18 protein-coding genes and 1 tRNA gene are annotated in these 24,587 nt (G+C 42.6%); 10 read left to right on the top strand and 9 right to left on the bottom strand.

Annotated features, from left to right (window positions below; genetic code table 11):
• The first annotated feature begins 21 nt into the window (after positions 1–21).
• Both J0656_RS16260 and J0656_RS16255 read left to right on the top strand, forming a co-directional pair.
• Positions 22–801, top strand: coding sequence for a DUF4625 domain-containing protein (locus tag J0656_RS16260; protein ID WP_207035795.1), 780 nt, complete (start codon positions 22–24; stop codon positions 799–801).
• 58 nt (positions 802–859) lie between these two features.
• The gene (locus J0656_RS16255; RefSeq protein ID WP_207035793.1) at positions 860–1,336 is read left to right on the top strand and encodes a DUF4625 domain-containing protein; all 477 of its coding nucleotides are present in this window, start codon (positions 860–862) and stop codon (positions 1,334–1,336) included.
• A 78-nt stretch (positions 1,337–1,414) separates the two neighbouring features.
• Here the strand turns inward: J0656_RS16255 and J0656_RS16250 are convergent, their stop codons facing one another.
• Complete coding sequence (locus tag J0656_RS16250; RefSeq protein WP_207035792.1) at positions 1,415–3,202, bottom strand: ribonucleoside-diphosphate reductase subunit alpha; 1,788 nt, start codon at positions 3,200–3,202, stop codon at positions 1,415–1,417.
• Between the two features lie 3 nt (positions 3,203–3,205).
• Entirely contained in the window at positions 3,206–4,480 is a 1,275-nt protein-coding gene (locus J0656_RS16245; protein ID WP_207035790.1) for a ribonucleotide-diphosphate reductase subunit beta, read from the bottom strand.
• Positions 4,481–5,014: 534 nt separating this feature from the next.
• Here J0656_RS16245 and J0656_RS16240 point away from each other — a divergent pair.
• The gene (locus J0656_RS16240; protein WP_207035787.1) at positions 5,015–6,760 is read left to right on the top strand and encodes a DUF8696 domain-containing protein; all 1,746 of its coding nucleotides are present in this window, start codon (positions 5,015–5,017) and stop codon (positions 6,758–6,760) included.
• A 34-nt stretch (positions 6,761–6,794) separates the two neighbouring features.
• Here J0656_RS16240 and J0656_RS16235 read toward each other — a convergent pair whose 3' ends face one another.
• The 5 genes from J0656_RS16235 to J0656_RS16215 form a co-directional block, all read right to left on the bottom strand.
• A complete protein-coding gene (locus tag J0656_RS16235; RefSeq protein ID WP_207035785.1) occupies positions 6,795–8,972 on the bottom strand; it encodes a TonB-dependent receptor in 2,178 nt (725 codons plus the stop codon).
• Positions 8,973–9,442: 470 nt separating this feature from the next.
• A complete protein-coding gene (locus J0656_RS16230; protein WP_207035783.1) occupies positions 9,443–10,309 on the bottom strand; it encodes a sigma-70 family RNA polymerase sigma factor in 867 nt (288 codons plus the stop codon).
• Positions 10,310–10,324: 15 nt separating this feature from the next.
• The gene (locus tag J0656_RS16225) at positions 10,325–11,059 is read right to left on the bottom strand and encodes an NYN domain-containing protein (RefSeq protein ID WP_207035781.1); all 735 of its coding nucleotides are present in this window, start codon (positions 11,057–11,059) and stop codon (positions 10,325–10,327) included.
• Positions 11,060–11,063: 4 nt separating this feature from the next.
• A complete protein-coding gene (locus tag J0656_RS16220; protein ID WP_207035779.1) occupies positions 11,064–11,258 on the bottom strand; it encodes a small ribosomal subunit protein bS21 in 195 nt (64 codons plus the stop codon).
• A 553-nt stretch (positions 11,259–11,811) separates the two neighbouring features.
• A tRNA-Leu gene (locus J0656_RS16215) sits at positions 11,812–11,893 on the bottom strand.
• 160 nt (positions 11,894–12,053) lie between these two features.
• On the opposite strand from J0656_RS16215, the gene J0656_RS16210 reads away from it, so the two are divergent.
• From J0656_RS16210 to pth, 3 genes are all read left to right on the top strand, one after another.
• Positions 12,054–12,995, top strand: coding sequence for a ribose-phosphate pyrophosphokinase (locus J0656_RS16210; RefSeq protein WP_176618808.1), 942 nt, complete (start codon positions 12,054–12,056; stop codon positions 12,993–12,995).
• A 19-nt stretch (positions 12,996–13,014) separates the two neighbouring features.
• The gene (locus tag J0656_RS16205) at positions 13,015–13,656 is read left to right on the top strand and encodes a 50S ribosomal protein L25/general stress protein Ctc (RefSeq protein ID WP_207035777.1); all 642 of its coding nucleotides are present in this window, start codon (positions 13,015–13,017) and stop codon (positions 13,654–13,656) included.
• A 90-nt stretch (positions 13,657–13,746) separates the two neighbouring features.
• Entirely contained in the window at positions 13,747–14,376 is a 630-nt protein-coding gene (pth, locus tag J0656_RS16200) for an aminoacyl-tRNA hydrolase (protein ID WP_207035776.1), read from the top strand.
• Between the two features lie 2 nt (positions 14,377–14,378).
• Here pth and J0656_RS16195 read toward each other — a convergent pair whose 3' ends face one another.
• The gene (locus J0656_RS16195) at positions 14,379–15,065 is read right to left on the bottom strand and encodes a hypothetical protein (protein ID WP_207035774.1); all 687 of its coding nucleotides are present in this window, start codon (positions 15,063–15,065) and stop codon (positions 14,379–14,381) included.
• The gene (locus J0656_RS16190) at positions 15,062–18,856 is read right to left on the bottom strand and encodes a reprolysin-like metallopeptidase (RefSeq protein WP_207035771.1); all 3,795 of its coding nucleotides are present in this window, start codon (positions 18,854–18,856) and stop codon (positions 15,062–15,064) included. Before J0656_RS16190 ends, J0656_RS16195 begins: the two co-directional genes overlap by 4 nt.
• 58 nt (positions 18,857–18,914) lie before the next feature.
• On the opposite strand from J0656_RS16190, the gene J0656_RS16185 reads away from it, so the two are divergent.
• The 4 genes from J0656_RS16185 (at position 18,915) to J0656_RS16170 (ending at position 24,497) form a co-directional block, all read left to right on the top strand.
• A complete protein-coding gene (locus tag J0656_RS16185; RefSeq protein WP_207035769.1) occupies positions 18,915–19,844 on the top strand; it encodes a bifunctional riboflavin kinase/FAD synthetase in 930 nt (309 codons plus the stop codon).
• Positions 19,845–21,161 (top strand): HTTM domain-containing protein, encoded by a 1,317-nt coding sequence (locus tag J0656_RS16180; RefSeq protein WP_207035767.1) that lies wholly within the window; start codon positions 19,845–19,847, stop codon positions 21,159–21,161.
• A gap of 50 nt (positions 21,162–21,211) precedes the next feature.
• The gene (gene serS / locus J0656_RS16175) at positions 21,212–22,483 is read left to right on the top strand and encodes a serine--tRNA ligase (RefSeq protein WP_207035765.1); all 1,272 of its coding nucleotides are present in this window, start codon (positions 21,212–21,214) and stop codon (positions 22,481–22,483) included.
• Between the two features lie 217 nt (positions 22,484–22,700).
• Positions 22,701–24,497, top strand: coding sequence for a tetratricopeptide repeat protein (locus J0656_RS16170; protein ID WP_207035763.1), 1,797 nt, complete (start codon positions 22,701–22,703; stop codon positions 24,495–24,497).
• The last annotated feature ends 90 nt before the right edge of the window (positions 24,498–24,587 follow it).

Genomic DNA, 24,587 nt, shown 5'->3' with positions numbered 1-24,587 from the left:
AACACCAAAAACAGAAACAACATGAAAACTAATTTTAAATCTTTGGCAATTATCGCATTGGGAGCCTTCGCTTTACATTCTTGTAGCAGTGACGATGACGGAGGCTCTTCTGTAACTGCTCCCGAAATTTCGAATTTCGAGTATGGCGAGGGGAGTTCACACTCAACAGAGCAAGTGGCCTATAAAGGTTCCGATATCCATTTGGAAGCGGAAATCAATGCTCCCGGAACGGTAAGCAGTATCGAATTGAGCATTCACGGACACGACCTTGAAGTAGGAGAAGGTGAAGTGGAATGGGATTTTGAGCAAACCTATACCGATGCCAGCTATTTGGTAATCAACCCAACATTTCACGAGCATGTGGACATCCCTTCGGATATTCCATCCGGTGAATACCATATTACTTTGACCGTTACAGATGAATTGGGCAACAGCACCGAGGTCGAAGGGCATGTGGACATCATGGAGGCCATCTCATTAAGTGCTTTTTCCATTGATGAGACTGTGGTTCGCGGTACAGATATGCATGCAGAATTTATGATCGATGCGGTAAACGGAATCCATGAAATTACAGTGGACATTCACGGACATGATTTGCCCGTAGGTGAAGGAGAAGTGGAATGGGACTTTGAGCAGACATATTCCGAAGGATATCACGAACTGTCCGAAGCAGAGTTCCATGAGCATATCGATGTTCCTGCAACTGCACCAGCTGGTGAATACCATATTCTTTTTACGATAGAGGATGAAGATGGGAATACCGTTGCATACGAAACACATATTGATGTAACTGCATCATAAAACCAATTGCCGCATGGTATCCAAGTGCCATGCGGCTAATTATTCTAAAAAAATGAATATGAAATCGATTATCAAATACTTACAGATTCTTCCTTTGATAATGTTGCTAGTATCTTGTTCCAGTAGTGACGATAGTGGGGTTGATGAGGAAAAACCATCCATAACAATTAATTACGACACTGGATTCCCCCAAGCCTGTGAAGTACTGGAAAGAGGCAACACCTACACCTTTAAGGCTCGAGTGACAGATAATCTCTCGCTTGCGGCTTACAGTTTGAACATCCATCACAATTTTGACCATCACACACACGATGACCAAGGTGCCCAATGCGAACTGAAGCCTACTAAAGATGCTGTAAACCCCATGATATATATAGCGCATTTTGATATTGAAGAGGGTGCCACTTCCTATGAAATCAACGTTTCAATTGACATTCCAGAAGATATTGACCCAGGGGATTACCACTGTTCATTCTCCGTAACCGATGTTACCGGTTGGCAAAGCAGAACCTCCGTAGACATTAAGATACTATAATCTTTTTCTAGTTAGTTTGAAGAAAAAAGGAGGCTTCGTTAGTTCGAACCTCCTTTTTTTATTGGTTGTTATTTGCTTTTATGCCTCGCAGCTTACACAATCTTTCTTTTGTTTGAATTTTTGTGCAGCATTCATACTGTGTTGATAGTACAAGGATTTTAGACCCAGTTTCCATGCGGTAACGTGGATTTTATTGACCTCCTTTGTAGGCATATCAGGGTGTACAATGATATTCACTGACTGTCCTTGATCAATATGGTTTTGTCTGTTTGCAGCTTGATAGATGATATCCAACTGATCTAATTCCGAATAGGTCAAAAAGACAGCTTTCTCTGCTTCGGTCAAAAAGTCCAAATGCTGTACGGATCCATCCATATCACGGATGCTCTTCCAAACTTCAGCAGTATTCTGGCCTTTTTCCTCCAATAGGTCCATTAAGAATGGATTCTTGATGGTCGTTTTTATTTTTGCAATATCCTTCACATAGCAATTGGACCAGATAGGCTCGATTCCCTGTGATACCTGTCCCAAAATAAATGCTGAGGATGTAGTTGGTGCAATGGCGTTCAACGTAGCGTTACGTCTACCATAACCCTTCAATACTTCGGGCTCACCAAAACGTTCGGCCAATTGCTCGGATGCCTTATAAGAGCGTTCTTTGATTTCTTTGAATATCTCACTGTTCAAGTTATAGGCTTCCTGACTATTGAATGCATATCTCTTGGACTGTAATAGAGAGTGCCAACCCAAGGCTCCAAGGCCCAATGCACGATTTTGCTTTGCAAAGTTGTATGCTCTTTCCATAAATAGGAAAGTTTGTTGGTCGTCCCTGTCGGAAGAATCCCTGTAAGCTTCCAATTTTTCGATAAACTCGGTAATTACAGCATCCAAGAAATGAACCATCGTCTCAACGGCATCGGTCTTCTTCCATTTATCGTAATGCAATAGGTTTATACTGGAAAGTACACATACAAACGACCAGTCATCATTGGATGGCAACATAATCTCGGTACAAAGGTTACTGGCGTGGATACGATGGTTTTTGTCCTTGTACACATCCACTGCACCATCGTTGGCATTGTCGGTAAAGAATACATACGGATATCCCATCTCACCTCTACGTTGCAACACTTTTGCCCAAACGGTTCTTTTATCAACATCTCCCTCGATCATTTCCTGCATCCATTGGTTGGTCACGGTAACGCCATGGGTCAATTGTTGGATAGGATTTCCTTCGGTCCCGATTTCCAAGAATTCCAAAATATCCTTGTGGTCAATGGGCAAATATGGAGAAAAACGACCTCGACGAACGGAGCCTTGGCTCACCACATCCACCATGGATTCGAACAACTGCATAATGTGGACAGCTCCCGAAGCTTGACCATTATTTTTAACAGGCGCACCTCTGTGCCTAATTTTTCCAAAGTATCCGGATGTTCCACCACCAAGCTTCGACATCATCCCTACCTCCGATTGGGTGTAAAGTATGTTCCCCATGTCATCATCGATATGGGAACCAAAGCAACTAATGGGCAACCCGCGCTTTTTACCAAAGTTGGACCAAACAGGGGAAGCCAAAGAGAAAAAACCTTCGGACATGTAACCGTAGAACTTGTCCGAGTACCCCGGAATCTGCAAAATCTCCTCTGCCCTATCGCCTATCTCACGGATACGCCCCTCTGGGGTAACCCCCTCGGTAAGATATCCAGATGCCAAAAACTTTCGGCTATACTCGTTCAACCATTCAAAGCCTTTATCCTCCTCGTTCTTGAGTTTGGACAAAGTGTCCTTTCTTGCATTTACAAGTTCCTGTGTTTTGTAATCTTGCTTTTGGTCAGTGGTCGGGGTTTGTGTTCTCTTCTCCATAATTTAAAAAAGGTCGTCGCTTGTTATACTTTGTGTTCTTTTGCTATAGTTGATGGATCTTTTTACAAAAAAGTCTCCGTGTTTTGTTCCAATAATCTCGTCGTCGAACCACTCGGTCTGTTCCAATAGTTTTTGGTCGACGTCGAATATTTTGGAGATGCCAATGCTCTCCAATGAGTTGTTGAATCTGTTTTTGATGAATTCGTTCACCAAGTTTTTTGGTAAAAAATCCAATTCGCCATCTTCAAAGATCCAATCTACTATCTTACTTTCTGCTTCAAATGCTTTCTCGCAGATATCCTGAATCATTTCTTTATAGGCATCATCGAACCATTCTGGATGTTCTTTTTTGATAATGTTTATGATATCGATTCCAAAGTCTCCATGAATCTGTTCTTCTTTGGAAGTCGCCTCAACAACATTGGAAATTCCTTTAAGCACATTCTTGTGCTTGTTGAACGCCATAATGATCAAAAACTGGGAGAATAGGGATACATGCTCTATGAAAAGAGAGAATAGCAATACAGATTCCGCATAGTCCTTATTGTTCTCGCTCTTTGCATTTTTAAGTGCAGTCTCCAAATACTGCACCCTCTTCATGATCACGGGTTTTTTCTTCAGGTTTTCGAACTCCTTGTTCAATCCCAAGATCTCTAAAAGATGGGAATAGGCATCGTGGTGACGCACTTCACTTTCTGCAAACGTAGCACCAACAGAACCAATTTCTGGTTTGGGCATTCTATGGTAAATGTCTCCCCAGAAAGATTTCACGGCCACCTCTATTTGAGAAATCGCAAGCATGGTGTTTTTAATGGCGCTACGCTCCACTTCGTTCAATCCAGATTTAAAGTCCTGGATATCACTGGTGAAATTAAATTCGGTATGAATCCAATACGAATGTCTGATTGCCGGGACATACTCATACAATTGTGGGTACTCGTACGGCTTTAAATTGATGCGCTTCTCGAAAATGTCCGACTCGCGCATTTGAGCCCTTTTATTCCTGTAAATAATGTATGCTTTTGCCGCATCGTGGAACTCACTATCCATAAGTTCGTTCTCAACAACATCTTGTACTTCCTCAACGGTCGGCAAATAATGTTCGTCTTGACTTTTTCTCTCCAACAACACCTCGTTAACGTTGTTGGCAATGGTCTGCGCATCAGTGATCTGACCATGCTCCACTGCTGTCATGGCCTTCAAGATTGCATTTGTAATCTTGTGTAAATCAAATTCTTGCGTACTAAAATCCCTCTTAGTTATATGAGTAATCTGCATGAAGAAAACGGTTTGGAGTTGTAAAAAATAGCTTGACTGTAAAATTCATATTTTCTTTACTTGGATTTAAGGTTTGACCTATTAGGTTCTTAACACTTTTATCAACATTCGAGATTTTTAAGAGTCAAAAACCTTGCGAACAAACGTATAGTAAGGTCTCCAAAAAAATCACACTCGTCGCGAATTGTTCAAAATAGTTTTTCACAGTTTTTTAACAATTTTTAAGACCCAACTCCCACAAGAAGTTTTCAAAACAAGGTTAGACCCAGTGTATCCGCAACAAGCGAACCACGCAATCGACGAACTACACCATACTTTACAGCAGATTAACAACAAAAAATATACTGAAACCTCAAACACATCTAATTTGCCTTTGATTATCCAATCGATGATCGATCTACAAACTAAACCTATAATTGTATTTTGACATACACACGCTTTCTTCTCGGTATAATCGTGCTTGCTTTAGTCTTGTCCAATACCGAGCTTGACAAAATTGACGTTCTTGGCAATTCATCAAAAAAAAGTCCTCACATGAACCACCCCAGTCTAGATAGCGATGGTGATGGCATCCCTGACGATATTGACCAAGATGATGACAACGACGGTATTCCCGATATTTACGAAGATAGCTGTGAGACCAATGTTGGATTTGGTTCTCCCACACCATCCAATAGCACTACAAACTATGTCACCTCCATTTATACAGACTACAATGGCTTCTGGACATCATCCGTAGGAAGCTTGAACCCGAAAGCCTATGATAACGTTTCCACCCTGTTGGGCTTTACAGTTGGAAGCAACACGTACGCGACCGGAGTGGCATCTACAAGAATGATAGACAGTGACAACAACAGTTATTATGACCAAATCGACACTGACGGCAACGGAATCGGTGACCTAAATGTGGAAGAAACTTCTTGGAGGGCACTTAAACCGGTTACAAAAATCCTATCCGGAATACGCCTGGAAGGAAGGTCCATTGATGGGAACAACGGACAAGCTGCAGGTCCTTTGTTGACAACCGGAGGAATTCCCTTCAACCCTTATTTATACCAAGGAGAACGAGGACTGGACATGGCCTATGCCATTGCCAATATCGGCAATGCGTGGTATTTTAGATTAGGGGGCACCAATACCCCGGCATATGGTGATGGCATCATGGACATTCTTTTGACCCAGGGCGCTCAACTATCCGGGGGATCTAATTATAATAGATTGCATTTATTGGACAAAGATGGAAACTACCTTGGCAATGGGGTGGAAGTAAACTGGAACAACACACCCATTGTAGGCAATTCAATGATCGACCAATATAATGTGAACGACACCCCTAACAATAAAAACGTAAAAAAGAATATTAGATTGGCCGCCGTTGAACTCTCTGAATTTGGGTTGACAGCCGCCGAGAGAACAGAAGCCGTCATCTTTAGATTGGAAATTTCCGCCAACGCAGATCCTGTTTTTTTTGCGGTTAACGATGATAGTTTTAGCACAGGTTGTTCCCCAACGGACAGTGATGGGGACGGCCTCGCCAATGGATTAGACCTTGATAGTGACAACGATGGAATTTTGGATGCCGTGGAAGCCGGTCACGGTGTTGCCACAGTAAATGGGCGCATCCCCGGTCCGGTAGGCACAGATGGTATTCCAGATGCCGTACAAGCTCCATCACAGTACAATAATGGAACCATCAATTACAACATAGCCGATTCTGATAACGATGCATTTTTAAACTACACATCCATTGATAGTGACTCGGATGGATGTTATGATGTTGTGGAGGCCGGCTTTGCCGACCCTGATGGTGATGGTCTTCTGGGCAACTCCCCAGTAACTATCAATTCTTCCGGGATGGTCGTGGGACAAGGTGGATATTCCCCTCCTGCAGATGGTGACGGCAACACCGTTTATGATTATACCGAAACCGGAAACAGTCCCGCTGTTTCGGCAATTCCGACAAACGCCGTTATTTTTGATGGACATCCGGGCAACCTCAACGTCACAACGACCAATACCACACAATATCAATGGCAAGTGAGCACAGACGGTGGCGCAAACTTTACCGACATTTCTGATCTTGGGATGTACTCAGGAACGGACACGGATACCTTGACCATCAACAATCCGGATATGAGCATGAACGGATATTTGTATCGAGTGGAATTATTCAACGATGCCTATACTTGCTCACCTTCATCAACCTCCAATAGCATTACATTGGATATTAGAGTACAAACGATCATCACCAACAGGAAAGTAACATACAGGGTAAACTAAGAATTTATATCATAGCCTTCAAGACAAATGAACTTTAAATTTTAACCTTAAAACCACCATTGATCACAAAACCATCTACGGGTGCATATATCTCAGAAAATTGTGGGTCACTTAAATTGCCTGAATATATGGTATCGAATCGTGTTTGCCGAGTATCCAAAAAGTTTTCAAAATTCAGGAAAATAGAGAATTTATCACTTATCTTCTTTTCGCTCATTAAGCCCACGATCCAATAGGATTGACCTGTTTCCCCTGAAGAGAGCTTTTGGGGACTGTAATAATAGCCCTCCAGACCGACCCAAAGGTCACCCTCTTTCTCATACATCAGCACATTGTTCAAACGATGCTTCGCAACCAGTGGAAAGTCGGACACTGTTCCGCTTTGATGTTGCTTAACATTGGCATGGGTATAGCCCGTAAACAACTTGAAATCCCCGTATTTGACTTTGAGATTGATCTCCGCACCACGTGTATCCACGAATCCATTGGGTTGTTGAAAGGAATAGAAGCCGTTCCCTTCCGATTCCAACACCATGGGGTCATCTATTCTGGTATAAAATAATAGCGTATTGATGGACATGGTCATACCGGGCATGGGCACCCATTTATAATTTACATCAAAATTACCGCCCAAAGAACGTTCCAAATCCATTTGATCAATATCAATGGGGAGCACGTTCCTAAACTGTAACCGTTCTGCATCCTCCGTAAAAACCGTAGGGGTCTTATAGCCCATTCCTCCCCCCAGTCGAAATGTCAATTTTTGACTTGGCTCATACAGTATGGATAATCTAGGCAATGCCAAAGCTCCGTAATCCGAATGAAAATCGGTACGAAGACCTGTTTCCAAACTGAGCCCTTCATTGATTTGCCAAACGTTTTGGGCGAACAATCCAAAAATTTGATAGGATTGGTCCAGTGCTATGGCCTGATCTTCCCTGGTATCGTTAAAATATTCCGTCCAAAGATTGGTCCCGAACACCCATTCAAGACCGTTTTCCGAACTGGTTGAAAAGTTCAGCTCACTAATGGAGGAACGTTGATAGCCCGAAAAGGTAAAATCCGGAATCTGGATCGTACGATCGTAAAAACTGAAACTGTTCTTTAGTTCCAATCGATTTTCTTCATTAAAAACATGTTTGAATCCCAATTGAGTGGAAACACGTTCGGTTTTATTGGATTCGAAATATGGGTCGTCTACAGGTTCTCCCTTAACATAGTCCAAATTCCCACCAAGTCTGTCCTCCCAAATGGCATTGACTCCCAACAATAGTTCAGTTTGCTCCCCTAGATACCAATACAGTTTGGGGTTCAATGTAAATCGGTCGAACTCCGGAATTGCCGTTAGGCCGATATCGGCGGGATCATAGGGTGACCCCAAATTGTAGGAAGCAAACACAGTAGTCCCCAACTTTTTGAGTTTCTGGGAATAAAAGCCACTCAAGTCCAATCCAAGAGCAGAGGTACCATTGGCCATAAAACTAAGTTCGGGTTCACCTTCAGGTGTTTTAGAAATCAAATTTACCAAACCAGCTATCGCCCCTCCTCCATAAAGGGTAGAACTAGAACCCTTGATCACCTCTACCTGTTTAAGGTCCAAAGGTGCTATTTGCATCAAGCTCAAACCGCTCGCAAATCCGGAATACAACGGGAATCCATCCCGGAGAAGTTGGGTATACTTACCGTCGAGCCCCTGGATACGGATACTGGAATTATAACTGGTAGCAGAGGTCTGTTGGGTTCGGATTCCCGTGCTTTCGTTGAGCAACATACGGATGTCTCCAGGTTTCATATTGCCCTTTTCGGACAGCTCTTCCCCTGCAATGACCTCTACCCGTGTTGGTATATCCTCAATGGTGCGGGTACTTCTGGTGGACACCAGGGTGATTTCTTCTATTTCCTCGGTCTGGGGAACTAGATAAAGGGTCTGATTTTGTTGTGTGGCATTCAAGGGAAAACGAAAGCTTCGCTCAAGTTTCGCGTATCCAACATAACTCAGTTGCAATTGAAACGTTCCGTTGGGAATGTCTTGAATATGAATTTTACCGGATTCATTGGATATAGCCCCAATATCCAATGAGGGTAAAACGGCGGTCACGCCGATCAAGGGTTCTTTGTCAATGGAGTCCTTGACCACAATGTCAAGGGTGTTCTGTGCCAAAACAGGCCCGATTCCCAAAAGGGAAAGCAGCACAATTAATTTTATTTTCATTTTATGAAGTTTGAAGTATGATTCTCTTACCATGAAACAAGGCAAGAGCCTAAGTTTTATCGTTAATTATACTTCAAATGAGCGTGGTGGTTTCAAGGATAAAAAGTACACTTCTTCGGAGACAAACTCCTGGTATGGCACCTGATCCATTTTAAGGTCAAGCTCCATTATACTTATATTAAGCAAGTTCTCATAAGCAATGGTAAACCCTGGGCATCTTCCACAGGTATAGAATGGCGAGCATGGCTTTTCCTTATCATGTGGAGACTCCTCCGAATCATCGTGTCCGCATGAGTCTGCAAGAAACGTTTCAGAACATGAACCTTTCTCTTGACAACATGGATATGATGACAATAGGACTGTGAACAAGGATAGAAAAACAGCCAAAAACTTCATGTTTCAAATGTATTAAAAACAATCCAATATGGTTTTGGCGCAAACCATGTAACTGTTGCCTTGCTCTTTTGACCTTAATTTAAATACTCCTTTAAAAATTCTATTTTAGAGGAGCTCCTTAACCTGGCCAAGGCTCTTACTTTTATTTGTCTGACCCTTTCTTTTGTAAGATTTAAATTAAAAGCAATTTCTTCCAATCCCATGGAATCATTCGCTCCTATACCAAAATACATTTTAACCACAAAGGCTTCGCGGTAGGACAGGATACTCAAAATACCATCAATTTCCAATTGTAACGAGCTATTGATCAACTTCTGTTCTGGACTGCCAAACTCATCGGAACGCATTACGTCATGTAAGTTTAGTCCTCCATCCCCAATCCCCAATGGCTCATCCATTGAAAGGGGCCAAGAAGAATGTTTTAAGCATGTTTGGATCTCTGATAGCGAGAAATCGATCAGTTCAGCTATTTCTTCCGCGGTTGGTGGTCTTTGATGCACTTGCTCGAAATGGGAAGAGATGCTGTTTATCTTGTTGATTACGTTTATTTTGTTCAAGGGCAATCTGACCATCCTTGATTTTTCCGTAAGTGCCTGTATTATCCCTTGGCGTATCCACCATACTGCATAGGAAATGAACTTGAAACCACGCGTCTCATCAAATTTGGACGCCGCCCTGACCAGCCCAACATTCCCTTCATTAATGAGATCATGCAAATTTAGTCCCTTTGATTGGTATTGTTTCGCCACGGAAACAACAAATCGCAAATTGGCCGATACTAGCTTTTCCAGAGCTTTGTTATCTCCTTGCCTTATGCGAACTGCCAGATCAACCTCTTCCTCTGCGGTGATCATTGGGATACGGCTTATATCGCTAAGATACTTGTTTAGGGAAAGGGTATCCCTTGTTGTTATTTGCTTTGATATGGTAAGAGATCTCATAGGTTTTGTTTTTCATTAGACCATCGTCCTTACATAGATCAAGTTCCCATTGCCCTTTGGATTTTTTCTGGACCCTATTTCAATTTGACCTATGGACTTGACCAAAGGGGTCAGTTTTTTGAATCCGTAATTTCGTGCATCAAAGTTGGGCTGTTTCTTTTGCAATAATGTCCCCACCTCGCCCAAGAAGGCCCATCCTTCCTCATCTTCCACATCTGCAATGGTTGAAAGTATGAGATTGATAACCTTTGGGGTGATTTTGTCAATTTTGCTTTTCTCATTTTTCTCCGGGGCATTGGTCTCCCCTATTTGGGTCTTATGGAGTATTTCGAGATATATGAACTTGTCACATGAAACTATAAAGGGGTCTGGGGTCTTTCGCTCCCCAATACCAAAAACGGTCATTCCCGCTTCTCTTAACCGTATGGCCAACCGAGTAAAATCGCTGTCACTGGAAACCAACGAAAACCCATTCACCTTACCAGAATAGAGAATATCCATTGCATCAATGATCATGGCACTGTCCGTTGAATTTTTGCCGGTAGTATACCCATATTGTTGTATGGGGGTAATAGCGTTTTTCAACAGGACATCTTTCCATTTTGTCAAGCTGGGCTTCGTCCAATCTCCATAAATCCTCTTAATGCTCGGATTTCCATATTTGGCAATTTCTTCCAACATTTCCTTTACGTATTTGGAAGGGATATTGTCCCCGTCTATCAGGACCGCCAAGTTTAAATCTTTGTCCATAAAATCACTCCTCGTTCCTTTTTAAATATTCGTTCTTATGGATTGCCTTTTTTAGGTTCTCCCTCTTCTCCTCTGATTTTTTTGTAAACTCCTGGTTGTTCCGGATACGTTTTAATTGTTGGGTGCTCCGCACTTTGTTCCGGTACCTTTTTAAAGCTCTTTCAATATTCTCTCCAGGAACCAATTTTATTATCAACATACGCTTTACTTATTTTTAAGGATTATTTTAAAATACAGCCCTTTTCAGAGCCAATGGTCAAACATTGCCGCTGTATGGGAAATGGGACTCCCGAGCCAATACGACTTTGGACTATAAAGCCTTTAAAAAGAAATTATTGATTCAAGCAAAAAACAACTAAGAAGTGTCCCTCTGTTAATCGGAAATGGGCAATAGGAGAAGGCTATCTTTTTTATTCTGGGATTGGAACAATCATTGTCCATATTGTACGGTAAAGGAAAGCATTTATATTGAAAACCAACTGGTTTGTACTATTTATTTTGAGTCCACGACAAATGTTTTTTGGTGTATTGTTTCATATTCACCCTACCGGACAATAAAATTAAAAACACATCCTCAAGAATTACATTACAATTTATATAGAGGGAATTAGGTCAAATGTGAAGCTTTGAGTTTAAGGTTGACGGATCAGATAGATTATGATTTGATCATTTATACATCTCTTGGAGAATGTTAAAAACACTTCAAAAAAATACAAAACCCTGACAACAAATCTGTTATCAGGGCTCTTAAGTACCTTGGGTGGGAATCGAACCCACACGTCCGAAGACACTGGATTTTGAATCCAGCGCGTCTACCAATTCCGCCACCAAGGCATTTGGCACACATTTTCAAATGCGAGTGCAAAGCTAAAAAATATTTTTTATTTATCACCAAAAAATACTTTGATTTATCCTTGAGCAACCCAATTTAATTTTTAAATTTGCACCTCTTTATTTTAAAGTACTTTAAAACGCTAGTTAACAAGAATTTGTAATGGCCTATCAAGTTCCCGAACCTAAAATTTTTGCTTGCACCCAAAGTGTTGAGCTGGGCAAGAAAATAGCCGCTTCCTATGGTGCGGAATTGGGAAAAATCCAGTTCTCCCGTTATAGTGATGGTGAATTCCAGCCTTCGTTCGAAGAATCTATTCGGGGGGCCCGAATATTTATCATAGGCTCCACTAACCCAAGTTCGGAAAATTTGATGGAAATGTTGTTGATGCTGGATGCCGCCAAAAGAGCATCCGCAAGACACATTACCGCGGTTATGCCCTACTTTGGCTGGGCCAGACAAGATAGAAAGGATAAGCCCCGTGTTCCTATAGCGGCCAAATTGGTAGCGAAAATGTTGGAGACCGCAGGTGCCACTAGGATTATTACAATGGACTTGCACGCGGACCAAATCCAAGGCTTTTTCGAAAAGCCTGTGGACCATTTGTTCGCCTCTACCCTTTTCTTACCTTATTTAAGAGGTTTGAATCTTGACAACTTGTGCATTGCATCTCCCGACATGGGCGGTTCCAAAAGAGCTTACGCCTATTCCAAGGCTTTGGAGTGCGAAGTGGTCATCTGTTATAAGCAAAGGGCCAAAGCGAACGTTATCTCCCACATGGAACTTATAGGGGATGTTCAGGGGAAAAATGTAGTGTTGGTAGATGATATGGTGGATACCGCCGGAACTCTAACCAAAGCTGCCGATTTGATGATGGAGAGAGGTGCCGAAAGCGTACGCGCCGTAACGACACACGGATTACTTTCGGGCAAAGCATACCAAAGAATAGAAGAGTCAAAATTGTCGGAATTGATCGTAACCGATTCCATTCCCGTAGACCACGAGCAAAAGAAAATCAAAGTGTTGTCCTGTGCTGATTTGTTTGCAGATGTAATGCACAGAGTTCACCACAACACATCCATATCATCAAAATTTTTAATGTAAATCAATTTAATATATAACAATGAAGTCAATTACAATCAATGGATCCCAAAGAGAAAGCGTGGGCAAGGTTTCTACCAAAGCCTTACGTAATGCTGGAAAGGTCCCTTGCGTACTGTACGGAGGGGATAAACCAGTGCATTTTTCAGCTGATGAAATCGCATTCAAAGACTTGGTGTACACCCCAAATGCCTACACCGCGGTAATTGAATTGGCGGATGGTCAAAAATTTGATGCCGTTTTGCAGGACATCCAATTTCACCCTGTAACGGATAGCATCCTACACGTAGATTTCTACCAGTTGTTCGAGGACAAGCCTATCACCATGAATATTCCAGTACGTTTGGAAGGAAACTCTCCCGGTGTTAGAAACGGTGGACGTTTGCTTTTCAGAAAGAGAAAACTTTCCATTAGAGCATTGCCCGCTTTGCTTCCCGATTTTATCACTGTGGACATTTCCAAGTTGAGAATCGGTCAAACTATTGCGGTGGAAACCATCCTAAGTGATGATTACACTTTCCTTCACCCAGATAGCACCGCTATCGTTCAAGTTAAAGCTTCTAGAACCTCTGTTGATGAAGAGCTAGAAGACGAAGATGAAGAAGGAGTAGAAGGAGAAGCTACCGAAGGTGGTGAAGCTCCAGAAGCAGAAGCTGCGGAATAGCACTCTGAAGATTTTTATAAGAGCATCCCGTTTTTACCTAGGTAAAAATTTGGGATGCTTTTGTATTTTTGGGCAAACCATAAACAGCCAATGCCCAACTTTATAGAAAAACTTTTTGGCAAACCAAAACAACTACTACAAGAAACCGACCCTATGAAAAAATTTTTGATCGTTGGCCTTGGAAACATTGGTTCCGAATACGATGAGACACGCCACAACATTGGGTTCAAAATCCTTGATTTTTTGGCCGAACAGGAAGATTTCACTTTTGAAAACGCCAAGCTCGGAGCCGTTGCAACGTTTAAACATAAAGGAAAAAGCGTGGTCTGCCTAAAACCATCCACCTATATGAACTTAAGTGGGAAGGCCGTAAAATATTGGATGGACAAAGAAAATATAGGTTTTGACAACATATTGATAATCACTGATGACCTCAACTTACCCTTTGGCACCATTCGGCTGAAAGGGAAAGGAAGTAATGGTGGGCACAACGGCTTAAAAGATATTCAGAACGTTTTACAGACTACTTCCTATAATCGATTTAGGTTTGGTGTAGGTTCCGATTTTGGGAAAGGCCAACAAGTGGATTATGTTTTGGGCAAATGGGATACCGACCAACAAAAAGCTATGCCCGAACGTTTAAAAATATCAACTGACCTTATTCGCTCCTTTATTTTTGCAGGTGCAAAAAACACTATGAATCAATTTAACGGGAAATAAGTCTAAAGCACTTTAAAATCGAACACCGAAGATATTGAAGTGTTACCTTCCAAATCGGTGGTAACCACCCTCCAATAATACACTGTTCCGGACTCAACTCCAACCGGCAATTCCATAGTTGTGGCGTTGGCAATACCAACAGAGGTGGTAGGCGGATTGCTCTCCGAGAAAAAAACCTCAAAAGAATCGATATCCCCGTCAACATCGGCACCGGACCACTCCAATAGTATTTCGTTCGCAATGCTCTTTTGGACCGTTGCTCCGGACATTGGCCGCATCAATTGAGCGGGAAAAGGTGCGTAGGTGGTCTGCGCCCCTGCATTGTAGAACAACCATGTAGGGCTTGATGCCACTTGGTCAGAACGAGAGTTTCGTGAGGTCACTGACCAAGCATACGGTGTTCCCTTGGAAATGGTCAAACTAGCGGAGGTTGATGCCGTAGAAATATTTTGGGGCACATTGGTGTTCAAGTTGACCACGGTGAGCGTATAACTATCCGTATTGTTGGATGCCGTCCACCTAAATGTAATCTGCGTAGCATTTTGATTGACATCCGTACCGGTGGTACACTCAGAATTTTCTTCGGGAAACACCAATTGAGCCCCCTGTGGTGCTGGAGGTGGCCCATCGTCCCCACCACAACCGACCAACAAAATTAAAATGGATAGCCAAATTATATTTCGAATCATTTTTTTATGAGTTTGAATATTTCTTTTGCACCTGCCTTTTGTATACCTAGATAATAAATACCCTTGGGAAGACCTGATAGATCTAATTGTAAATCATCTCCCGCAACCTTTCGGTTCTCCGTTCGAACCAATCTACCATTTGATGTAAAAATCTGTACAGCTACATCGCCCTCATAACCAGCCATGTACACCGAGGTAATGGCATCCACAGGGTTTGGCGAAATTATTGGTCTTGAAGAATAGAACAGGGTTTCCTCTATCACACCTTGACAAGGCAGATTGGAATATACTTTCAGGGTGTTAGAGCCTTCTTTAAGTGCAAGCTGGACCCTTGATTCTTCAGTTTGGGTGACCAGACCATTCAGTTCCACATTGTAAAGGGTGGCACCGCTCAATTCAACACTTAAAATGCCAGAGTCCATCAATGCATTGATATCCAGCACATCTGGCTGGGAAACCATAGCATTGAAGCACACTTCCTCATACGTTATCAAACCATTGGTACCGGTAATGCAAATCGAATATTCTCCAGAAACAAGGCTGTCAAAGGTCAGGGTATCCGTAAAATCAAACGAATCTGCACCGCCAGGGCCATCCAAAACGGCCGTATAGTTAATGGAAGTATCAACAGGAACAATTGTTATGGAGCCATCATCATTGCTTCGGCAAGTTTCACTATCTATTTCTATTTCAAAATTATCCGAAGCAAACCTATATATTGCACATCCGTTGGTATCCACTTCAACACCTTTGGGAGTTCCAAGACATAGATCGTCTCCATCATCAAAAACACCATCATCGTCTTCATCTGGCCTATAGTTCCCTTCAATACATATATCCAACGAAAAATCTATTAAACTTCCTCCGTCGCTCGCTGCTGTATCTTGAATTTCTAAAACCCACTGGCCCAAAATGGACTCTCCTTTTAAGGACGATAAAAAACCGATTGGAGCTACGGTTCCAGAAATAGCCGGATTTCCCGAACATGCAATAGGGTCTCCTTCGTCATCAAAAACGGCATTTATATTTCTTAAATCACCACAGGAGTTAGAAATCAGGGTTACCCTTGTACCCATGGGAGAAATAAGGGTGACTATTAAATCTTCCAGATAGGTATGGTCCAACTGCAAGTTCACGTTTACATCGGATATCGGTAAATCTTCCACAAACAAAACAGATGTGGTAATTGTTGGGGTACCTGATGAAGATATGCTGATGGGCAAATCATTGGATTCCCTATTCTTACAATTTACTTGTGATGTTATAAAACTGAAAGGCGTGCCAAATGTTCCCGTCCCACAGCCATTGTTGGGCCTAACCCTCCAAAAATACTCGGTTTCGGCTTCCAAACTATTGGTTTTAAAAGTTGTGGAAGGAGTTGATGCAGATTGTACAATATCCGTAAACCCTGCATCAGTGGCCACTTCAACATCGTAGTTAGAGTACAGGGGGCTCTCCTGCCAACTGAGTTCAGCATCCAAAGAAACCCCTACCTCACCATTGGCCGGGGAGAGCAAGGCAACATCAGAAAAAGTACCATCCTGTACGGTAAGGGAAAGAACTACACTTTTAGTTGCCGATGTTGATTCCGAAGAAACCGTAATATCGTATACACCCGGAGCAATATTGTCCGTGTTGGACAGCGTCAACTCAACGACAGTTTCATCAACACTTGCGTCAATCGGGGAAAAGTTTGCCGTTAATCCCGCCGGCACATCCGCCGAAAATGTAGAGTTTTCATTGAAACCAGCATAGGTTTCGTATGTAAAAGGAATTATGATGTCATCTGGTTGACATACTTCATACTCCAACGATTCAAAGTTCAAGACTACTTCGGATTGCTCTATGACAAAGTTCGTGCTATTGACAGCAAAGAATATATTTTCGCTTGCCTTTACCATAATCCTCGCTGTATTTGTGGTATTTCCAGGCAAAAGGATTTCCTCCGAACCATCGTTAAGGGTGTTCTCCAAAAGTGTTATCGGAAAGGTAAGCCCCCCATCCAAAGAGAGGAATATGTCCACATTTTGGGCATTAATGGGGGCAACATCAGTATTTGCAACATCCCATGTAACTTCTTGAACAGACCCCGCTTGATACACTTGAGCCTCGGTTTGGGAAGTCACCGAAAAAGGCCCTGATGCTTTTATGACCCTAACATTGAGGACATCTGAGACCACTTGCCCTCCTCCATCTGCATTATCCCGAACGGTAAAAGCAAAACCAAGATTCCGTTCAATATCAGAAACGGTCTCCCACGCCGCCCCTACATTTGGATTGGTCTGTGTTAGGTTACCCTGTGCCACCCGTGATAGTCGCGGAAAATATCGTATTGGAGATGTAGTTGGCCTGAGAGATCTAAAGTTGGCACCACTGGGATTGATGGAGCCAAACGACGATCTAGTGACCAGACCATCATCTATTTGTTCCCACGTATACGTAAGCACATCGCCTACATCTGGGTCTGTGGCACTACCTTCCAAAACAAAGGCAGTACCCTTAGGGATAATATAATCGTCAACTGGGGTTACAACTGGTGGAGAATTTACCAATGCCACCGTTTCGGCACAAGAAGTCGTTTCCAAATAAGCTGAAATTTGCAGTATGCTATAAAAATGAAAATAATCATCACCATTGGCCGCCACATTATTTCCTGTAACGATGCCCGCATACCCCATTATCGTAGATCCACTTGCAGGTTCTGCTTGTACGCCGGTTCCCTCAGACTCGAAGGACCATGTATGATTAGCTCCAAATTGATGGCCCAACTCATGTGCCACAAAATCCAAGTCATATACATCTCCCTGCGGATTATTGGCCGAAGAAAAAGCGCTCCCCTTTCTATTATCCACACAAACGGAAGCTATAAATCCGGCATTTCCATTATCCAAACCTTCTCCCACTTGATGAAAAAGGTGGCCTACATCATAATTCGCTTCCCCTATCCTAGATGTAATAGTGGACTGTACTTCGGAATTTAAACTGTTTCCGTACGGGTCCGTATTGGGATTGGTAAAAATAATCTGATCATTATTGGACACAAGCTCCAATGTAACCCCTAAATCCGTTTCAAAAACTTCATTTACGCGTGTCAATGTTGCATTGATTCCCGCCAGGGCATCGGCCACGGTACCACCAAGTTTTTGGGTATACTCCCCGGAGGCTGAGACTGCGATTCTATACTTTCGAAGCACCTGATCATCTATCAAAGGAACAATTGTCTTGAGAGTACCTCCCGATGATTTGCTTCCGGAACCAAACAAATCCTTTGCCGTTGCACAGATAAAATCCATTTTGGAGGAAAGCCCATCCTCCTTATCATAAACAACATAAGTGTTGGGCTTATTGGAAACCGGCTCCATAAAAGCCGTTTTGTTATTCTGTACATCCACGACCATAGATTGCAAGCCTTTATGGGAACTGCTCAACTTTACCTTGTATCTTCCATCCAAACTTACCCCGGTATAGGATTTTATGTTGGGATATTTTTTGGCCAGATCTGGGTGCAGCACCGATGTCTCTTTCAAATTAAAGGGAACAATGACACCTTCGCCATCGGGAAGATATACTATTTTACCCACCGACTTTGCAGCAGAAAAAGATTTTATCTGGGTTGAAAACGCGGTTTTATCCAACGACAAAACCTTTGTAGCTCCCGAAATATCCGCAAGGGAAGCACTTCGTAGATTGGACTGTTTGGGCACTGCTTTCCAATAACCTTGCTGCCCAAAAATGCAAAAGCAGCTAAAAAATATGGTTATTGAAAAAACAAGATGTAATTTAGCTTTCATACACGGTTAGGGCATAGTATATTTTCAAATGTAAGCCTTTTTTATTTCTTTATTTGAGTTGGAAACAATCCACAACATTTCTGATTTTAAGGACATTCCGCACCACACTGTGGTGACCATCGGTACATTCGACGGTGTACATTTGGGACACCGCCAGATACTACAACGTCTCACAAATAGTGCCAAAAACACAGGTCTTAAGTCAACAGTGCTCACTTTTTTCCCGCATCCGCGCATGGTACTTCAAAAAGATGTGGACATAAAATTGTTGAACACCCTTGAAGAAAAAAAGCAGATTCTGGAAACTTTGGGATTGGACTATTTGATCATACATCCGTTTACCAAACAATTCTCCAGACTTTCCGCTGTCGATTTTGTTCGTGACATTTTGGTGAACAACATAAAGAGCAAGAGAATAATCATTGGTTACGACCACAGGTTTGGCCGCAACCGAAATGCCAATATTCAGGACCTGACCACATTCGGCAATACCTTCGATTTTGAGGTTGAAGAGATTCCCGCCCAAGAAATCGATGATGTTTCCGTAAGTTCCACTAAGATCAGAAAGGCGCTTTTGGAAGGAGATGTAGAGACCGCCAACAATTACCTGAGCTATGCTTACATGCTTACAGGAACAGTAAGAAAAGGAAAAGGCCTTGGCAGGGATTTTGGTTTTCCGACCGCCAATCTTCATATTGCCGAAGAATATAAGCTCATTCCCAAAAATGGTGCCTACGTGGTCAAAAGTCAACTTAACGGGAAAGAGTATTTTGGAATGATGAATATTGGTTTCAACCCCACCGTGGACGGTTCACAAAAAAGTATCGAAGTCAATTTTTTTGATTTTGATGGTGACCTGTACGATAAAAAAATCCAGGTACAACTGCTGCACCGAATACGTGACGAGCACAAGTTCAAGTCAATCGAAGAACTTAAGGAACAGTTGAAAAAAGACAAAAGCCACTCTTTGGACCTAATCTCCAAATAAATGCTCGACCAATTTCTTTTTAAGAAGATTGACAACGCACAACTTGTGGTTTTCAGGGTATTTTATGGCCTTTTGGTCAGTGCCGAATGTTATGGCGCCATAGCCACGGGATGGGTGCGCCGAACCTTGGTGGAGCCTGAATTCACCTTTTCCTTTATCTGGTTTGAATGGTTGCAGCCATTGCCCGGGAATGGTATGTACATCTACTTCGCTGTGATGGGCACTTTGGGGCTTTTGATAGCATTTGGATACAAGTACCGATTTAGCGCTTTGGCATTTGCCATATTGTGGTCAGGCGTGTATTTGATGCAGAAAACAAGCTACAACAACCACTATTATTTGTTGATGCTGCTCGCTTACATTATGGCCTTTTTGCCAGCCCATCGCGATGCTTCGTTGGATGCAAGATTAAACCCTGGGCTACGTTCACAATCCATGTACAATTGGGTTCGATGGGTCATTATCCTGCAACTTTTTATTGTCTACACCTATGCATCGGTGGCCAAACTATATGCAGATTGGTTGGATTTTAGCATGATCGATGTATTGATGAGTTCCAAAAAGGACTATTATTTGATCGGTGATTTTTTACAACAAAAATGGGTCCATAAGATCATAGCGGTGTTTGGTATTTGTTTTGACCTGCTGATTGTACCTGCCCTACTTTGGAAACCTACACGGAAAATGGCCTTTATATTCTCCATTTTCTTTCACTTGTTCAATAGCATCGTGTTTCAGATCGGTATTTTTCCATACCTGTCGCTAGCGTTTATCGTCTTCTTTTTTGAACCGCAGACCATTCGAAACATCTTTTTAAGGACAAAAAAAATCATTCCAGAAACGAAGATTATCATCCCCAAAACCAAGAATGCGATTTTGACGGTCCTTGGGATTTATTTTTTGTTTCAATTGGCTTTGCCGCTTCGTCACCATTTTTTTGAAGATGATGTGCTTTGGAACGAAGAAGGCCACCGTTTGAGCTGGCGTATGATGCTCCGCAGCCGTGGAGGAAGAATTACCTACAAAGTAGTGAACTCCCAAACCAAGGATACGGTCGAAATCGACCTGGAAAATTATCTGACCGAAAAACAACAGCAGCGAGTATCCTGCTACCCCGACTTTACTTGGCAGTTTGCACAACGCCTTAAAAAAGAATATGCCCAAAAAGGAGAGGAAATTGAGGTTTATGTGAACAACAGGGTCAAGATCAACCAAAGTCCCTATCAACAATTTATTGACCCCAAAGTGGATTTGGCCAGCGTTCCATGGAAACATTTTGCCCATAATGATTGGATTCTGCCCTCTCCCAAGGAATAAAGTTGGGCACTTCTCCAGATTAAATTAAATTTGCGCCTCAAAACAAGGCCATGCTTCAATTACAGAACATCAGGGAAAACCAGGAAACCATCATAACCGCTCTAAAAAAGCGAAACATCGATGCAGCACCTATGATTTCAAAGGTTTTGGAACTCGATGAAAAAAGACGTTCCATCCAAACCGAACTGGACGCTACGCTGGCCGAATCCAACAAAATTTCCAAGGAAATCGGCATCCTTTTCAAAACTGGAAAAGCGCAAGAGGCCAATGTCCTGAAGGAAAAAACAGCTGGACTCAAAGAAGCATCCAAAAAATTGGGTGACGACCTAAATACAACTGCCGAAGAACTTCAGCAGCAATTGTATTTGATTCCGAACGTTCCCCACGAGTCTGTTCCCGCAGGTAATTCTGAGGAGGACAATGAAGAGGTTTTTAAAGAAGGTGATATCCCAACCTTGTCAGATGGGGCACTTCCACACTGGGAATTGGCCAAGAAATACGACATTATCGATTTTGAGCTAGGTGTGAAGATCACTGGAGCTGGGTTTCCTGTTTACAAAGGGAAAGGTGCTCGTTTGCAACGTGCCCTTATCGCCTATTTCTTGGATAAAAATGCCGAAGCTGGTTATACCGAGATGCAAGTGCCGCTTATGGTGAACGAAGATTCAGGCTACGGCACAGGTCAGTTACCCGACAAGGAAGGTCAAATGTACCACGTCCAAGCTGATGATTTGTACCTGATTCCAACAGCCGAAGTACCCGTGACCAACTTGCACCGAGGCGATATTTTGGCAGAAAGCGATTTCCCCATCAAATACACTGGCTACACCCCTTGTTTCCGTCGTGAAGCAGGTAGCTACGGGGCACACGTTCGCGGTTTGAACCGTTTGCATCAGTTTGACAAAGTGGAAATCGTGCGATTGGAGCACCCCAACAATTCATACCAAGCCTTGGATGAAATGGTGGAGCACGTAAAAAATATTCTACGTGAATTGAAATTGCCTTACCGAATCCTTCGTCTTTGCGGAGGAGATTTAGGTTTCACTTCTGCCCTGACCTTCGATTTTGAAGTGTTCTCGACCGCGCAAGACCGTTGGTTGGAAATCAGTTCCGTATCCAACTTTGAAACCTTCCAGGCCAATCGCCTAAAATTGCGGTACAAGGACGAAAATGGAAAAAGCCAATTGGCCCACACCTTGAACGGAAGTTCGTTGGCTTTGCCAAGGGTATTGGCCGGGATCTTGGAAAACTATCAGACCGACGAAGGGATAAAAATACCCGAAGTGCTGGTTCCCTATTGCGGTTTTGACACCATCGATTAAGGTTTTCCACCATTAATTTGGATTCGCTTAACAGAATCCCCCACATTTCTGCGTTATATTTGAAATAAAACACCATGGGTTAAAATCCACCGTGTTTATTTTAAGTGCAATTGTCATTCCGACAAAGCGAAGTGACGAGGAATCTCACAACCCTAAACTTGAAATGGGATTTCTCACTACGTTCGAAATGACAGGACACTCTTATTAATTGTTACTAATGAACATCCCTTTGAGACGTCTTTTATTTCTTATAGTATTGCTTTCCAGTTTTATTGGAGCGGCCCAAGAGGATTTCTTGGCCAAACAATACTTTCAGGATGGCGATTACGAGAAAGCTGTGGTGTTCTACGAAAAATTGGTGGAGACCAACCCAAGACGCACAGATTATGCCGAGGGTCTGGTGGCCTGTTACCAGCAATTGGAACGCTATGACGAGGCCGAGGCGTTTTTACTTCAAAAAATAGAGGACAGCTACGCTTTTCCCACATTTTACATTGAACTGGGTTACAATTTCACCCTCAAAAACGAAGCGGAAAAGGCCAATGCCTATTACGATAAGGCCATCAGTAAAATAGAGGACAATCCCAATTATGGGTACAGTGTCGGGTATCGCTTCCAAAAATATGCTCTGTTGGATTATGCCGTCCAAGCCTATACCCGGGCCATGGAACTAAAGCCCGATCTCAACTACGATTTTCAATTGGCGCGTATTTATGGCGAACAGGGCGATATCGCTAAAATGTATCAATCCTATCTTAACCTTATTTGGGAGGGACGCACCTCACGCTCCAATGTACTGCGCAACATCGATGATTTTATCTCCGAAGACCCCGCCGACGAAAACAATGTCCTATTGCGAAAAGTGCTGCTTCAAAATGCGCAAAAAGCTCCCGACATTCTTTGGAACGAACTTTTGAGCTGGCTTTTTGTTCAGCAAAAACAATACAACAGTGCCTTTAGTCAGGAAAAGGCCATTTATAAACGTAGCGAGGGCCAATCCGTGGACCGATTGGAAAACTTGGGAAGCATAGCTTTGGAGGACAAAGACCTGGAAACCGCGACCGAGATCTACACATATATCGTTGACAATACAGAAAACCCAAGAACTAAACTCAATGCCGAGCTCAACCTCATCGATATTGCCCTGGAAAATCCCACGGAAAAGGTTCTGGAAGATGTACAAAAAAAGTTTGATGACCTAGTGGGAGAATATGGCAACCAGAGCATCACCTTGCAGCTTCAGATTGCCTATGCAAACTTCCTCACCTTCAAAAAAGAAGAGCCAGAACCCGCAATTGCCATGCTCAAGGAAAGCTTGGAACTCCCCATGGGACGGATGACCATGGCCTATGTAAAATTGGCGTTGGGCGATATTCTGGTGTTCGACCAAAGATTCAACGAAGCCTTGATACTGTTCACCCAAGTACAAAAAAGCGTCAAAAACGATGTATTGGGCCAAGATGCGCGGTTCAAGGTGGCGCAGACCAGTTTTTATAAGGGTGATTTTGACTGGGCCCTTACCCAATTGAAGGTATTACGAAGCTCCACATCCCAACTTATCGCCAACGATGCCATGCAATTGAGCTTGTTGATTTCCGACAATTCACTGGAAGATTCCACACAGACGGCGTTAAAAAAATATGCCAGGGCTGACTTGTTGGCCTATCAAAATAAAAATACCGAGGCCATTGAAGTGCTTGAAGATATTTTACAAAACCATAAAGGCGAAAAAATCGAGGACGAAGCCTTGTTGAAGCAAGCAGAACTTTTAGTAGAGCAGAAAAACTACGAGAGTGCCGAGTTCAACTATCAAAAAATTGTAGAGTTCTATGCTGATGGCATTCTAGCGGACGATGCCCACTTTGCCCTCGGAGAACTGTACGAGAATATCCTGAACGAACCCGAAAAGGCGAAGAGCCATTACGAGAAAATCATATACAATTATCAGGATAGCTATTATTTTCCCCAAGCCCGTAAAAATTTTAGGAGGTTACGAGGGGACGCCATTAACTAATTCTTTATTGCCGCAAAGGCGGGAATCTTATGGACAGATTTCTCAATCGTACCGAAAGTCTTCGGTCTTCATTTAGAAATAACACTCAGA

Source organism: Flagellimonas aurea (genome assembly GCF_017313785.1).
GTDB classification, from domain to species: Bacteria; Bacteroidota; Bacteroidia; order Flavobacteriales; family Flavobacteriaceae; genus Flagellimonas; species Flagellimonas aurea.
The sequence above is the reverse complement of the archived record's forward strand: the minus strand, read 5'-3'. Positions and strand labels throughout refer to the sequence as shown.